This is a genomic window from Quyinboa ferrireducens (genome assembly GCF_042436675.1).
In the GTDB taxonomy this organism is placed as follows: Bacteria; Bacteroidota; Bacteroidia; order Bacteroidales; family UBA5342; genus JBHJHP01.
The window spans coordinates 352,544-368,754 of the sequence record NZ_JBHMVA010000002.1; the positions used below are offsets into that span (position 1 = coordinate 352,544).

Consider the following 16,211-nt stretch of genomic DNA (forward strand, 5'->3'; position numbering starts at 1 on the left):
TTATTGATCTGGATCAAATTCTATTTTAATGAACATAGTAAGCTAATAATACCGATGGCTTAAATAAAAAATTGATATTTACAAAAGCATCTCAGCTTGTTACGTATGTTTTTTTACATAAATTTATTTAAAAGTACGTAAGCAGTTGTCCTGTATAATATTACAAAAAAATTAATATGCATAAAAAAGTTTATATTGGAATGAGCGCGGATATCATACATCCAGGTCATTTAAATATTATTAAGGAAGGTGCAAAACTTGGAAAGGTTACGGTTGGGGTTTTGACGGATGAAGCAATTGCCAGTTATAAAAGGTTACCTTACCTCGATTTTGAGCAAAGGAAAGTAATTGTAGAAAACTTAAAGGGAGTTGAAAGAGTCATCCCTCAGAAGACATTAGATTATGTGCCAAATTTGTTAAAAGAGAAACCAGATTTTGTAGTGCATGGAGATGATTGGAAAGAGGGCATACAAAAGAAAACAAGACAAAGTGTTATTGATATCTTAAAAAATTGGGGAGGAAAAGTTGTTGATATTCCTTATACACAAGGTATTTCTTCCACAAAACTCAACGAAAGAATTAAGTCCATAGGTACAACACCAGATGTTAGATTGAAACGATTAAGGAGATTAATTCAGGCGAAACCTATGGTTAGAATTCTTGAATCGCATAGTGGCTTAACAGGATTAATTATTGAAGATGTGAAGGTAAGCATTGATGGGATAAATTACGAATTTGACGGTATGTGGTCAAGTAGTTTAACAGACTCAACATCAAAAGGAAAACCTGACATTGAGGCAGTTGATATTACAACGCGATTACACAATCTAAATGATATTTTAGAATGTACAACAAAACCGATAATTTATGATGGAGATACAGGGGGAAAGATCGAGCATTTTGCTTTCACCGTTAGAACATTAGAAAGGCATGGAATATCTGCTGTAATTATTGAGGATAAGATAGGTTTGAAGAAAAATTCATTATTTGGTACTTCAGTGCTTCAGGAACAGGATAGTGTTGACGATTTTTGTGCAAAAATTGGAAGTGGGAAAAGGGCTCAGGTAACAGATGATTTTATGATTATTGCCCGGGTTGAAAGTTTAATTCTTGGAAAAACTGTAGCTGATGCATTACTGAGGGCAAAAGCTTATACGGATGCAGGTGCTGACGGTATAATGATTCACAGCAAAGACAAAACAGGTGATGATATAAAAGAGTTTTGCTTAGCATTTCGTAAGGAAAATAATTCAACACCTATTGTTGTTGTGCCTTCAACTTACAATCACAGAAAAGAGCAAGAATTCCAAGAATGGGGGGCTAACATTGTTATTTATGCTAATCATATGTTAAGAGCTTCATATCCTGCAATGGTCAAAGTTGCAGAATCAATTTTACTGAATCGGAGATCTTACGAAGCAGATGATTTATGTATGCCTATTAAAGATATTTTAGAATTAATACCTGGTACAAAATGATAAACCCTGAATTATTTTATGAATTACTCAATACCAATCAAATAAATTTTTATACCGGGGTGCCAGACTCTCTTCTGAAGGAAGTTTGTGCATGTATAACTGATAGGGCCGGTAATAGAAATAACATTATTGCTGCAAATGAAGGTAATGCTGTGGCCATTGCTTGCGGGTATTATTTGGCAACCGAAGGAATTCCTTTGGTTTATATGCAAAACTCAGGATTAGGAAATACTGTAAACCCTTTATTATCTCTTGCAGATCAGGATGTTTACAATATTCCGGTTTTATTACTTATTGGATGGAGAGGGGAGCCTGGAATAAAGGATGAGCCGCAACATGTAAAGCAAGGTAAGGTTACTTTGGACTTACTTGACTCTATGGGAATTGAGTATAGCATTTTACCTGATTCATTTGAGGAGACTGAGCATTTACTTCTTTCTGTTCTTCCTCGAATGCATCAAAACAAGAAACCGCATGCATTAATAGTAAGGAAGGGCACGTTCTCGAAATATATACCTGTTAATAAACATGACGAAGTATTTTCTTTAACCAGGGAAAAAGCTACCGAGAGGATTCTTGGTCATATGACTTCTCTGGATGTAGTCGTATCTACTACAGGTAAAACCTCTCGCGAACTTTTTGAAATTAGAGAAAGAAATGGAGAAGGGCATCATAGAGATTTTTTAACTGTTGGTTCTATGGGACATGCTAACCAAATTGCATTAGGAATAGCACTACAAAAGACTGATAGAAAAATATTTTGTTTTGATGGAGATGGAGCCGTACTAATGCATTGTGGAGGAATGGGAATAATAGGTGACTTAGCTCCTTCAAATTTTATACACATTATTTTAAATAATGGCGCGCATGAATCTGTTGGCGGACAACCAACAATAGGATATCAGATTGATTTTGAAAAAATTGCACGTGGTTTTAACTATAAATATACTTTTTCAGCAACTACATTTAAGGAAATTGATAAAATTATGGAAGAAATCAAAGTCCTTAAAGGTCCAATTTTGATAGAGGTTAAAATAGCCAAGGGAGCCAGAAAAGATTTAGGACGACCAACTGTATCACCAATTGAAAATAAGGAAAACTTTATAAAGTTTTTAAAGCATAAATGATGCAGGATATTTATAAAGGAATTGAAAATATTATTAAGCTTGAACTGTTACTGAAAAGTAGGAATTATAAAAATATTTTATTAGTTACTGGTAAACAATCTTTTGATAATGTTAAGAGTATTTTTGAACCTTATTTAAATACAGTTAAGATTATCAGATATTCAAATTTTTCAGAGAATCCCAAGTCCGAAGATATATATAAGGGAATAAATTTCTACAACCATAATAAATGTGAAGCCATTATTGCGATAGGTGGAGGAAGTGTACTGGATATGGCTAAATTAATATCTGCTTATCATGATGTCTCAAAAAATCTGGAGAGTTGGATTAAGGAGAACAGAATAGGTGATAGTCCGTGTGAACTCATTGCAATACCAACCACAGCTGGAACAGGTAGTGAATCAACTCAATTTGCTGTTGTTTATATAGATGGTATAAAATATTCAGTGGAGCATCCTCATATATTACCTTCGTTGGTTTTTCTCATTCCAGAGTTAGTATTTTCAATGCCTGAATATCTGTCGGCTGTAACAGGAGTTGATGCTTTATGCCAGGCGATTGAGTCTTTGTGGAGTGTGAATTCAACAATCGAATCACGGAATTTATCCCAACAAGCTTTAAAGTTGATTTGGAATAATCTGCCACAAGCGGTCAATAAAAAGGATAAAGAAGCTAGAGAAAATATGTTGTTGGCATCAAATCTTGCAGGGCAAGCTATTAACATAACAAAAACAACAGGACCTCACGCACTATCATATGGGTTTACCACTTATTGCAATTTACCTCATGGACATGCCGTAGCACTATTTCTCCCCTTTTTTGTAAAGTTGCATATGAACATAAATTCTTCAAACTGCAATGATAAAAGAGGAGAGGAGTGGGTATTGTCAATAATGCATTCTATTGCCGGGGAGTTAAGTGTTGAGTTTGAAAATTTACCAAATAAAATAGCAGACTTTCTAAAACTGTGTAATATTAATATACATTTTGTTGATTTAAACATATCTGAAAATTTATTTGAGAAAGCAATAAAAGGTATAAGTTATGAAAGGTTAAAAAATAACCCTGTTTCCATAGATGAGCTTACCATTAAAAGTATTTATCATTCAGATTTTAATAAATGATTAAGGTTTTTAGATATTTATTATACACGTTATTTATACCATTTTGGTGGTTACAATTAATTATTCCCAGAAATAGAAATATTTGGATTTTCGGTGCTTGGTTTGGCGAAAAATTTTCAGATAACAGTAGAGCGTTAATAGAGTATATAAGAAATGAACATGCTGAAATCAAGACTGTTTGGCTTAGCCGTAATGTTAAAGTTATAGAACATTTGCGAAAGGAAGGAATATGCTGTTACAATATTAATTCTGTTAAAGGAATTTATTTTTCTTTAATAGCCAAATATATTGTTGTATCCAATAGTAAAAGAGATATAAATGCTTTTTTCATTAACGGAGGGAAATCTGTCCAGTTATGGCATGGAGTTCCAATGAAAAAAATTGGAGTAGATTCGAAACAGCATACACTTAGCATTTTGCAAAAAATCCTGTTTAAATATTTTTTCCCGTTTAAATATGAATATAATTACTCGAATTACTTGTCTACCTCTCCAATATTTGATAGTATTATTTGCACTGCCTTTGTAGCACAACCCGAAAAATTGATACATGCCGGGTATCCTAGAAATGATATGCTGAAAAATAATCAAATTACAGATTCAGTTATTAAAAACCTTAAGGAAGACTTTAAAGATGCGAAAGTTATTGGTTACTTTCCTACTCATCGGGGAGATTATATCAGTAATATTGATTATTTTACAAATAATAGTTTTGATAAGAACAGATTCAATCAGTTTCTTCACCAAAATAATTTATTATTTGTGTATAAAGGTCATTTTTTTGTAAATGAGAAGAAGAAATTAGAATTGGATGATAATTCCGATAACAGAATATATCAGGTGTTGGATGACGAGATGTTAAACTTTAATTCTTTATTGGTTGATGTTGATATTTTAATTACAGATTATTCCGGGGCTTACTTTGATTTTTTACTCACTCAAAAACCAATTATTTTTTTCCCGTATGATTTAAAAGAATATATGTCTGATGATCGAGGCCTTTACTTTGATTATTTTAGAGATATTGTGTGCGGACCAGTTGTTTATAATTGGGAAGAGGTAATCGTGGCAATCCAAAATTTGATTAAACATGATGACTATAAAGAGAAAAGGAAGAATAAAAATAAGCAATATAATTTCTATTGTGATAATAAAAATTCGGAAAGGATTTTTCAGCAGATGTATCTTAAATAATCAGTAATAGTTTATAGTTATACTTAGGGAAATATTAGGTGTTTTTTATCCTTATAATACTTAATATACATTACTTAATGGCATAGTTGCGGAAATTTTGATGAGGTATAATATTGGTACTAATCTAAAGCTTTCTTTATTAACACTTATTAGCAGGGTGATTTCAGGAAGTATTATATATATAATACTTGCCCGTTTAATGAGTGTTGATGACTACGGCTTGTTAAATTTTGGAGCAACTCTTGCTGGTTTGCTGACCGTTTTTGCAGAATTTGGTTTTTCATTAATGGCACAAAGAGATATTCCTCAAAATAGATTCAGACTGGATGAATATGTAGGAAACGTCATGATACAAAAAGTAGGCTATTCTTTTGTTGTGATCATTTTGGGGATATTATATTCGGTGTTTTTTTATGATAGTATAAATTCAACGATTGGTGTAATATTTAGTTTAAACGCCATATTAACATCGTTTAATATGTATTTCTTTGCAATTTTCAGGGCAAAGAACAAGTTTAAATATGAAAGTGTAATATCAATTATTTATTCTATATCATCCGTTTTATTACTGGCTGTTTATTATTATTTTAATTTGGGAATTCTAACTATTGCCTATGGTTTATTAATAATTAGATTTTTGCAATTATTAATTTTAATAATTGTGTATTTTAGTCAATTTCCTTTTGTCCTTAAGATAGATGCAGCTATTCAAAAGTATCTGTTTAAAAATTCATTTTCATTTGGGTTACATTATATAATCGGAACATTTTATTTTACAATTGATAATCAGCTTATTGCATATTATTGTGGAAACGAAGCATTAGCATTTTATCAGGCAGTATTTAAGTTTGTATTAATACTGTTATATGTAACTGCCCTTATTGAAAGTGTGTTTTTACCATATTTATCAGAAAATATAGGTCGGGATAAGGAGCGATTTTTAGGCCTTTCAAAAATGATAAATAAACAAATTATTTCTGTTAGCATTATATTGTTCTTATTTTTTATCTTGTTTTCCAAGCATTTAATCGTTTTTTTATACGGAGAGAAATACTTACCTTCTTTTTCAATTATTTTGCCACTTTCATTTATTTTATTATTAAGGGGAGCAAATGTGGTATATTCTATTTTATTGACAATATCAGATCATCAAAGGAAACGGGCCCTAATAGTTTTTATATCATTTATTTTTAATGTTTCATTGAACTTTATTATTATACCTAAATTTAATTTTGAAGGAGCAGCCTATGTTAGTTTATTAACACATATATTGTTGCTTTTTATGTATGTTTTTACCGTTCATCGTGTTTTTAAAAGTTATTTGCTTAAATTCAATTTGATATTCTCAGGTAGTATAATAGTCTTAATCGTATTATTTTTATATATCTCTTTTCCTTCAATGAATTTTGCTTTTTCAATAATTACTTTCGTTTTAAGTATATTTATAATTTTAATCTCATATTCAAAACAAGAATTATTTGAAATTGTGCAGTTATTAAAGAAGAGTTGAATTAATCTCGAAAATTTGAATTTTATATTAACAGCGATATTATAAAGTAGTGTTTTTTATTTCTTATTCAGATATGAAATGAATAGTTATGAGATTATTTAGTTTAGGTATTGTTATATGAAGAAATTGATAGATAAACTGTTTCACAATCCTTTTTTTGTTTATGTATTCGTTTGGATTATATCATTAGGCATGTACTTTTTACACTGGTCAGATACTTATCCGGAATTAAGTTTTAATCTAGTCCTTTTTATTTTAATAACAGTATTAATAGCAACTTTAGTAGGATATAAGTTGAGTCCACCAAAATTGCAATTTGAATTGAACGAAAATAATTTATTGAAATTAGTTTTAATTCTTTTGACTATAAGCACATTATGTTTTACATTAACGTTTCTTATAAAGGGTGTTCCTCTATATAATATTATGTTTTCGCAAAAAACATTTGACTATGCTGAATATAAGGGAATTCAATATTTAACTATTAGTGGTATTGCAATTAATGCAGTAGCATTGTCTTTAATTCTGACTATATATCATAACGTAAGAGAAAAGAAGTATATATTTTTAATGTTAATTTCTATTCTCCCTTTAATATTGTTATTTAATCGGCTTTTTGCTTTTGTAACCTTTTTACCCTTCTTTTTTACATGGGGAATATTGTCAAAAGAAAAATTATTAAAATTTACTTTTAGAGCAGCTGTTTTGGTTGTTGTTGTGTCACTAATGTTTGGAATTGTTGGTAATTACAGAGAAGAGGCAAAAAAGAGACAACAAAACGTAACGTTTTATAATGATTATCTAGGAGAAAAGTATCCCACGTTCTTTAAAAAGGAATTCTTTTGGGTATACTTCTATATGACTTCTCCCATTGGAAAATTGCAGTATGTTATTGAAGACGATGAATATAAGAGTATGAATAATGATTTTGGAGGGCTTTTTTTGTTTGAGATATTACCTAATGCATTAGGAGTCAGACTAAATAGTATTGCAAAATGTGAAGAAAGAAAATCTAATTATGGCTATCCTCGATATTTTGCTGGTTCAGCTTATAGCTATGTTTATTTGTACGGTAAGTGGTTAGGGCTTGGAATTTATGTTTTGTATTTTTTTAGTTTTATTTTTCTGATGTATAGGTATGCAAATCGTTCAAATTCACTTGTGAAGCCTGTTTTAATAGGAACAATTTGTACGTTTGCTACATTAAGTATATTTACTAATACTATTATGCTTACTGTTTTGTATCTGATACTTGGAGTGGGTTTTGTTTTATCATTTATATTAAACAGATTGCCAAAGTGATGGTTTTGTTAAGCTATAACTTAGAAATACTTATGAAATTTGGAAGAAAATAGCATCTTTCTAAATAAATTATTGGTAGTGGTGGTTCTGTACAAGACTAATTTGTCAGAATCGGTGTCATACAAAAGTATATTAGATTATAACAAAATAACCGGTTATTCAATAAATATTCTTATATATGATAATTCGCCGTATTTTCAGGAATATGAAGAAGATGAAGTTAATGAAATAATCTATATAAGGGATAGCTCAAATTCAGGTGTAGCAAAGGCATACAATAAAGGCCTTCAAATATGTATTGAACGAAAAATTCCTTGGATTCTATTGCTTGATCAGGATACAATATTAGATGAGAGTTTTTTTAAAAAAACAGAACAATCATTACTTGAGAATGAAGGTGATAGTAATATTGTATGTTTTATTCCTAAAATATTCTCGCGATCAGGGAAAATGTTGTCTCCAATGAAATTAAAAAAAGGAGGGTTAGTAGGCTCAATAAAAAATATGAATTTCGGGATACAATGCAATAATGCAACAGGACTTAATTCAGGAACGCTTCTACGCGTGTCATATTTGAGAAAAATAGAAGGATTTAACGAACAGTTTGGATTAGATATGTTGGATCACTGGTTATTTAGAGAAATAAATAAATCAGGTTATGTTGTTTTTCTCACACAAGCTGAAATACAACACAATTTATCTGTGATGAATTTTGAAAAAGAAATGTCTCCTGATCGTTATAGAAATTTGTTATTAAGTGAGCGTATTTTTTTAGAGGGAAATAGTGCAGATGTTGCAGTTTACAAATTGCGATTGCTAGTTAGAATATTTAAATACCTTTTCTTTAAAGAAAAACAATTTCTGGTATTAACGTTAAAAGCAGTTTTTCAATAATATGCAGTTTTTAAAGAATCCGTTTTACTTGTTCTCTTTGGCCACAATTATTACAGTTGGGGTTTATTTTTTGGGTTGGTCCGATTTATATCCTCAACTTCGTGTAGGCTTAGTAGTATTCTTAATATTGTCTTCAATTGTTTCAATATATTTAGGAGCAATCATAGATAAATTTAAACCAATAGAATATCACCGGGTAGATTCTATAAATAAGTTAGGACTTATAACAATACTCGTCTTTTCATTATTTATTTTAGAATTTGTATATAATAAAGGTATACCTTTATTATTAGTGTTTTCGAAAGTCAAATATGAGTATAACAAATTTGGAATTCCATTTTTACATCCTTTATTGACTACTTTTACCTCCTTCTTTTCTGTATATATTTTTCACGCTTTTATATCAACAAAACGAAAAAAATATATTCTGTATTTTCTCCTATACCTTTCAATTAATGTATTGGTTTATAATAGAGGTATGTTTATAATTATATTGACGAGTTGTTTTTTTGTATACATTACTTCGGTTCCAAGAATACCCTTTAAAGTTTTACTGTGGGGAATTCCATTAATTCTGGTGTTATTTTATGGTTTTGGTGTATTAGGTAACTATCGACTTGTAGGCAACAAAACAAATGAGTATTTTTTAAAATCCTCAAAAGCAACCAAAGAATTTAAGGAGTCTATCATTCCTGATGAATATTTGTGGGCCTATATGTATATATCGTCACCTTTAGCTAACCTGCAACACACTATTGATGAAAATCCGCCGGTTAACAATAGAGTTAAAGACTTTGTATTTGTTGAAATTTTACCAGACTTTTTATCTAAAAGAATTGCTCCTGTTTTTGGGGCTAAAGAAGCTGAAATTAATAGAGTGTCAAATTTTCTGACTGTCGGTACTATATATGCAAGGTCTTATAGTGTATTGGGATGGTTGGGAATTTATTTAATTTTTATCATTAGCTCAGGTCTAATCTTTTTGTACATTTTTGCATTGAAAAAAACGAATCCATATTATGTTACAGGGATTGCAATACTTTGCACCTTTGTATTATTTAATATGTTTTCAAACATGATATATTTTTCTGGCATTAGTTTTCAGCTTGTATTTCCTCTACTTTTGGGATCAATAAAATATAAAAAAGGTAAACTCATTTTTGTTGTAAAATGATATCTGTATGTTTAGCATCATATAATGGAGAAAAATACATCAGGGAACAATTAATTTCCATATTAACACAACTAACACCTAATGATGAAATAATAATATCAGACGATCATTCAACAGATGATACTTTAGAAATAGTTCTTTCCTTAAATGATCCCAGAATAAAAATTTTTATAAATGAATCCAGGTTAGGATACGTATCAAACTTCGAAAATGCATTAATAAAATCGAAAGGGGATATTATATTTCTTGCCGATCAGGATGATATATGGATGGATGATAAGGTGGTAAAAATTATTGATAAATTGGAACATTTTGATTTAGTTGTAACGGATGCCGAAGTGGTAAATGCAAAGCTTGAAACAATAGCTTCATCTCATTTTGAACTATATAACGTTAAAACCGGGTTTTTGTTAAATTTTCTGAAAACTCGTTATATCGGAGCATGTATGGCTTTTAGGAGAGAATTATTAGAAAAATCTTTACCTTTTCCTAAAAATAAAGAACTCTGTGCTCATGATTATTGGTTAGCTTGTCTGGGTGAGTTATATTTTAGGGTTGGACTAGTACATGAACCATTATTAAAATACCGTCGTCATCAGGCTAATGCTTTAACCGGAGGTGAAATAAGCACGAATAGTATTTCCAAAAAACTGAAAACACGACTTTATACGTTAATGAAACTTTTGTTAAGGGGCATTAATTTATGAAGAAGCTTTTATCGTAAACTTTTGAATTGTGAAACCTATAAAATATGAATCTTTATAAAAGATATAGTCTTGCTGAGTTAATCCGTATGTCTTATTTTGTTTTTAGAACAAAATTTGTTTTTTCTGATGCTCGTATAATTCGTTTTCCAATTGATATTAGGGGGAGAAAATTTATTTCAGTTGGTAAAGGATTTACAACTGGTCGTTATTGTCGTTTAGAAGCATATCCTCACGATTCAAATACAAAGGTTTTGCTTATAGGAGATAATGTGCAAATGAATGATTTTGTGCATATAACTGCAATGGGAAAAGTGCAAATAGGGAATAATGTTTTGATGGCGGGGAAAATATACATATCAGATTGTTCTCACGGATTTTATGAGGGCGGAGATATGGATAGTTCCCCGGAAGAAAATCCAATATCGCGAAAATATAAGGTGTCATTTGTTGCTGTTGAAGACAATGTTTGGATAGGCGAATCTGTATCTATTTTGCCTGGGGTAAGAATTGGCAGAGGGTCAATAATTGGTGCAAATTCAGTTGTGACGAAAGATATTGCACCCTACAGTATTGCTGTAGGTAATCCCGCCGTTGTAATTAAAAAGTATAATTTGGAATTAAAAAAGTGGATGAAAGTTGAAAAATAATTATATGAGACGAATTTTAATTACTGGTGGAGCTGGATTTATTGGCTCTAATCTAACAAAGAAACTTGTAAATAAAGGTTACGAAGTAACAATTCTTGACAACCTATCTAGACAAATTCATGGAGACAATCCAAAAGAAACATCTCCATTATATCAATCTGTGATAAATATTGCCAGGGTAATTGAAGGAAGTGTAATATCAAGAAGGGATTGGTTAAATGCAATCGGGAATCAGGATGCCATTATACATTTAGCTGCAGAGACCGGAACCGGACAGTCGATGTACGAAATAAAAAAATATGTAGATGTAAATATTGGTGGTACGGCTTTAATGTTAGATATTCTTACCAACGAAAAGCATAGTATAAAGAAGATAGTAGTTGCATCATCACGAGCAATTTATGGAGAAGGTCGATATTATTGTGATATACATGGTTATGTTTATCCTTTGGCTCGTGTTCAGAATGAGATGGATTTAGGAGATTTTGAGTGTAAATGTCCCATTTGCCATAGTTCTGTGACACTAAAGTCAACAGATGAAGATTCGAAAATACATCCGACATCTGTTTACGGGATAACAAAGGCAACTCAGGAACAGATGGTATTGACAGTGGGAAAATCTATCGATATACCTGCTGTTGCATTTCGATATCAGAATGTATATGGTCCAGGGCAATCATTATCAAATCCTTATACAGGAATCCTTTCAGTTTTTAGTACGCAGATTAAAAATGGCAATTCAATAAATATCTTTGAGGATGGTAAAGAAAGTAGGGATTTCATTTATATTAATGATGTTGTAGATGCCACAATATTAGGTCTTGAAAAAAATACGGCAAATGGATGTGCTTTTAATGTTGGAGCAGATGAGCCTGTTAGTGTAATTGAAGTTGCTAAAACTCTACTGCAAAATTATAATTCAGATGTAAAGCTTAATGTGACAGGAAATTACAGACTTGGAGATATTAGACATAATTATGCTGATTTAACTAAAATAAAAAGGCTTTTAGACTTTGATCCTAAGTGGCCTTTTGAGAAAGGAATAAAAGCATTCACATCTTGGGTTGAAGAACAGAAAATTCAGATCGATAATTATAAAAGATCAATTGACGAATTAAAGCAAAAAGGATTATTTAAGTAAATAAGGATTTAAATATGAATTCAGTATTCGAGGGGAAAAAAATTCTTTTTATAGCTCCGAAGTTTTTCAATTATGATGTCATTATTAAGCAAAAGTTAGAAAGCTTAGGAGCTGAAGTTTACTTATTTGATGATAGACCATTCAATTCTGCTTTTATAAAAGGGCTCATCAGAATAAACAGGAAATTACTGTCATTTTATATTAATAAATATTATAACAATATTTTATATAAAAGTAAATCTGTTATATATGATTATGTGTTTTTCTTAAAAGGAGAATCAATTACTGAAAACATCATAGCTAAATTCAGGGATAAATATAGTGAGGCTAAATTCATTTTATATTTATGGGATTCTGTAAAAAATAATAATAACTCCGGAATATATAAATACTTTGATAAAATATTGACTTTTGATAAGGGCGATGCCCTAAAATTCGAGGAATTTGTATTCAGACCTTTATTCTATTTTGATATTTATAAAAAAATAGCACAGGCAGAAAAACAGGATTTTCTATACAAGTTTCTGTTTATAGGAACAGCTCACGTTGACCGTATCACAATACTTAAGAGAATAGTTCAACAAGTTAAGGGAGAGAGTAATTCATTTCGAATTGTCCTTTATATGCCAAGTAAAATATTATTTTGGTATAGAAAGCTTTTCGATAGAAATTTTAGAGGTGTTAAAATTTCAGAGATAGAATTTACCCCTGTTGGACACGATGAGCTAGTTGAACTGATGAAGCAATCTTCTATTGTTATTGACATACAACATCCAAAACAAACAGGACTTACCATGAGGACACTGGAGGTTTTGGGTGCTAAAAAGAAAATGATTACAACAAATGCTGAAATTGAAAAATATGATTTTTTCAATACAGATAATATTTGTGTTGTTGATAGATATAATCCTTTTGTGCCCCAAGATTTTTTAGAATCTGATTATCATGAAATTCCATTTAATATATATGATAAATATTCATTGGAATCTTGGTTGGTTGATTGCTTTATTGGTTTGTAAACTGACCTGTTAATTTGAATTTCGACAGAAATTCATTTGCTGTAAATTACAAAAACATCAAAGACGGGGGAACATCAAAGGCTATTATTTGTATGAATGACACGCAAAATACTAAATACCATTAGTATGTAGATCACATGGTATTAAAGCTGCAACTTTTATTCAAAAATGAGAGTATTTTCCTAATTAAAAGGGTATTGTAACATAAAATAATTTGATTTTGAAGGTTTTAATTATTGGCGGTGATAGTTTTATTGCATCAAGATTTATGATTGATTACTCTTTAAATTATGAAATAATTTCATTTTCTCGAAAGGAAATAAAACACAAAAACAATAAAGTTTTAAAGGATTTTTTTTCAATTAAAGAAAGTGATTTTAGAGGTTTTGATGTCGTTATTAACTTTGCAGCAATAGTACACAATCCTAAAGGAGCTAAGCCGGAGCATTACTACAGGATAAATCATGAACTGGCTGTAAGAAATGCGGGACTGGCTAAAGAAGCAGGAGTAAAGCATTTTATCCAGTTAAGTACTATTGCAGTTTATGGAGAAGTTCAAAATATAGGAATCACGACTGCTGAGTTACCTGTAAATGACTATGGAAGGTCGAAGCTTATGGCTGACAATGAACTTTTAAAAATGCAAGATAAGCATTTTTATGTTACTATTGTCAGGCCTTCAATGGTTTACGGAGGTGGAGCAGCCCCAGGTAACATGTTAAAACTTATTTCATACGTGAAAAGAGGAATACCTCTGCCATTTAAAAATGTACAAAACCATAGGCAGTTTTTAAATATTCATACATTAAATGGTTTTTTGGATTATTCTATTAATAAGCATTTACGTGGAATATTTATTTTGGCAGATAAAGAAGGAATATCAACAAGTGCCCTGATTTCTTTGATTTCAAGAAAAATACAGGTTAAAGACAGGCAATTTAAAATACCTAAAATTGCTTTGAGTCTCTTAAAAAAGATGAGGCCAACTATTTATAATAAATTATTTGGTAATTTGTTTATTGATATCACCAATATAGAAGCGCTAGCGCTTTATAAATCTGATTGGGATATTGAAAATGGCGTTGAAGAAATGATCCGTAATTAATGAGTAAGTATTTTGACCAAATAAAACTTCAAAGTTTTTTTTATAAAGCTTTTACCTTGTTATTTGTTTTAACCGGGTTGTTATTTGTATCGCCTCTTTATTTGGTTGAACCACTTATGTGGGTATGGTTAATTTATATAATAGCAAAAAGAAAGTTTATAAGCTGGGATTATTCTACGTCTAAATTACCATTTTTACTATTTACCCTATTTTATTTATTCGAATTATTATCTTTATTATACAGTTCTGATTTGAAAGCGGGTATCAGAATTATTAACAAATACCTTCCTTTTTTTGTAATATCTTTACTTGTTTATATTACTCCGGTAACGCAAATCCCGATATCAAAAGCAGTTAAAAATTTAATAGGTTCAATATTTCTTGGAATTATAGGTTCTATTGTATTTGTATTTTTCTCTTTTGTACACAATAAATCATTAATTGCACTTTTAAACATTAATGTAATCTCTGCTTTTAGAGAGGTGTTAGGTTTATGGATGCATCGTTCTTACATAGCATTGGCTCTAGCTGTAGCATTACTTATTATTTATTTATTTGTTGATAATAAGGAAAAGCTTTTTTACTGGCTTTTAACATACATAACCGCATTTATTTTTGTCTGGAATATCGGGGCAAGAATTCCAATCCTATATTTTATATTTATTTTGGTCGGAGTTTTATTTGATATAGGCAGAAGGTGGATGAATACTAAAGTTTTGTTAGGTATATCAGCCATTTTTATTGCAATTTTAAGCATAGTTGTAATAAAAAACTCCGATTTTGGGATACTGCAAAACCTTCTTAATGATCATTCAGATCAACTGGGGAGTTTGGACTCACGTTTTCAGATATGGAATTCTGTAAGATCAGTTATTGAAGCACATCCTTTTTGGGGCATTGGAGTAGGAGATGCCCAGGGAGGGATAATTGAAGCTTATCGTCAAAATAATTTTTCGTTGGGTGATGTTTTACAGTTGAATACTCACAACCAGTTCTTACAGTTGTGGATTGAATCAGGCATTCCCGGAATGTTAATGTTTACATTGGCAATCGTTTCCGGATTGGTTTCATTCCGAAATGTAAACTTAGTGATTCGTATATTGTATGTCACTACTTTGCTTGCAGCTCTGTTTGTTGAAAATATTATTGCAAGATCTGCAGGACGAGAGGTTATATTGTTTAGTATGATTTTACTTTATTTGGTGAATGAGTCAGGTAAGATGGATTTGAAATTATATACTTCAAGATGGAAAGTCGTTTCGTTAGCTTCACTTCTTACAGTATTGGTTTTCTTCTTATTTCCATATCAGATGCTATTTAAAATGGACCCCAAAAGACCAGAAACATATCGTAACGGGAATTTTAAGACTTTGAATTATAAAGACCTCCCCGAAACTGTTCCAAACGCAATTCCTCATGATGCCAATGCTTTATTGTTGGACACATTGGTTTTTAAACAATTAACAGTGGATAAGCCATATGATATTACAATCTTTGGTAAATATGCTACTAATTTAGGAGATAGTATTTATTCAAATGTTTATGCTTATGTCTCTCCTGAGTTTAATGGCGATGTGTTTTTATTTTCAAAAAACGAATTATTAAAATATAATATAGATTCTGTTCAAAATAAAGGAATATGGGAATATCTAAATATTCGTCATTATTGTGTCAATGGCAAAGAAGTGGTTGGATTATATATCGGAATGAAAAAAGGTGAGTCCGTTGCGGATTTAAAGGGATATATTCTTTTTGTTTATCCTCAGTCGGGTATAATAGAAGTAAATTGA

General features: G+C 30.6%; 13 protein-coding genes and 1 pseudogene. All 14 read left to right on the forward strand.

Annotated elements, in window-relative coordinates; genetic code table 11:
- The first annotated feature begins 176 nt into the window (after positions 1 to 176).
- The 14 genes and pseudogenes from aepX to ACE01N_RS05025 all read left to right on the forward strand — a co-directional run bounded on the left by aepX (position 177) and on the right by ACE01N_RS05025 (position 16,211).
- The gene (gene aepX, locus ACE01N_RS04960; RefSeq protein WP_380585418.1) at positions 177 to 1,478 is read left to right on the forward strand and encodes a phosphoenolpyruvate mutase; all 1,302 of its coding nucleotides are present in this window, start codon (positions 177 to 179) and stop codon (positions 1,476 to 1,478) included.
- On the forward strand, positions 1,475 to 2,605 hold the full coding sequence (aepY, locus tag ACE01N_RS04965) for a phosphonopyruvate decarboxylase (RefSeq protein ID WP_380585421.1): 1,131 nt from the start codon (positions 1,475 to 1,477) through the stop codon (positions 2,603 to 2,605). The genes aepX and aepY overlap by 4 nt, the downstream gene beginning before the upstream one ends.
- Complete coding sequence (locus ACE01N_RS04970; RefSeq protein WP_380585423.1) at positions 2,602 to 3,729, forward strand: phosphonoacetaldehyde reductase; 1,128 nt, start codon at positions 2,602 to 2,604, stop codon at positions 3,727 to 3,729. The genes aepY and ACE01N_RS04970 overlap by 4 nt, the downstream gene beginning before the upstream one ends.
- Positions 3,726 to 4,922 (forward strand): CDP-glycerol glycerophosphotransferase family protein, encoded by a 1,197-nt coding sequence (locus ACE01N_RS04975; RefSeq protein ID WP_380585425.1) that lies wholly within the window; start codon positions 3,726 to 3,728, stop codon positions 4,920 to 4,922. Before ACE01N_RS04970 ends, ACE01N_RS04975 begins: the two co-directional genes overlap by 4 nt.
- A 100-nt stretch (positions 4,923 to 5,022) precedes the next feature.
- Positions 5,023 to 6,432 (forward strand): oligosaccharide flippase family protein, encoded by a 1,410-nt coding sequence (locus ACE01N_RS04980; protein WP_380585427.1) that lies wholly within the window; start codon positions 5,023 to 5,025, stop codon positions 6,430 to 6,432.
- Positions 6,433 to 6,549: 117 nt separating this feature from the next.
- Positions 6,550 to 7,734, forward strand: a complete 1,185-nt coding sequence (locus tag ACE01N_RS04985) for a hypothetical protein (protein WP_380585429.1) — start codon at positions 6,550 to 6,552, stop codon at positions 7,732 to 7,734.
- 114 nt (positions 7,735 to 7,848) lie between these two features.
- Entirely contained in the window at positions 7,849 to 8,628 is a 780-nt protein-coding gene (locus ACE01N_RS04990; protein WP_380585431.1) for a glycosyltransferase, read from the forward strand.
- 37 nt (positions 8,629 to 8,665) lie between these two features.
- Positions 8,666 to 9,802, forward strand: coding sequence for an O-antigen polymerase (locus ACE01N_RS04995; protein ID WP_380585433.1), 1,137 nt, complete (start codon positions 8,666 to 8,668; stop codon positions 9,800 to 9,802).
- A complete protein-coding gene (locus ACE01N_RS05000) occupies positions 9,799 to 10,509 on the forward strand; it encodes a glycosyltransferase family 2 protein (RefSeq protein ID WP_380585435.1) in 711 nt (236 codons plus the stop codon). Before ACE01N_RS04995 ends, ACE01N_RS05000 begins: the two co-directional genes overlap by 4 nt.
- Positions 10,510 to 10,961: 452 nt before the next feature.
- A pseudogene (locus tag ACE01N_RS05005) lies at positions 10,962 to 11,114 on the forward strand (DapH/DapD/GlmU-related protein); the annotation flags it as partial.
- Between the two features lie 46 nt (positions 11,115 to 11,160).
- The gene (locus ACE01N_RS05010; protein ID WP_380585437.1) at positions 11,161 to 12,297 is read left to right on the forward strand and encodes an NAD-dependent epimerase/dehydratase family protein; all 1,137 of its coding nucleotides are present in this window, start codon (positions 11,161 to 11,163) and stop codon (positions 12,295 to 12,297) included.
- A 14-nt stretch (positions 12,298 to 12,311) separates the two neighbouring features.
- Positions 12,312 to 13,316: a WaaS/CpsH family glycosyltransferase gene (locus ACE01N_RS05015; RefSeq protein WP_380585439.1), complete on the forward strand. Its 1,005-nt coding sequence runs from the start codon at positions 12,312 to 12,314 to the stop codon at positions 13,314 to 13,316.
- A gap of 220 nt (positions 13,317 to 13,536) precedes the next feature.
- Entirely contained in the window at positions 13,537 to 14,421 is an 885-nt protein-coding gene (locus ACE01N_RS05020) for an NAD-dependent epimerase/dehydratase family protein (protein WP_380585441.1), read from the forward strand.
- A complete protein-coding gene (locus ACE01N_RS05025) occupies positions 14,421 to 16,211 on the forward strand; it encodes an O-antigen ligase family protein (protein WP_380585443.1) in 1,791 nt (596 codons plus the stop codon). Before ACE01N_RS05020 ends, ACE01N_RS05025 begins: the two co-directional genes overlap by 1 nt.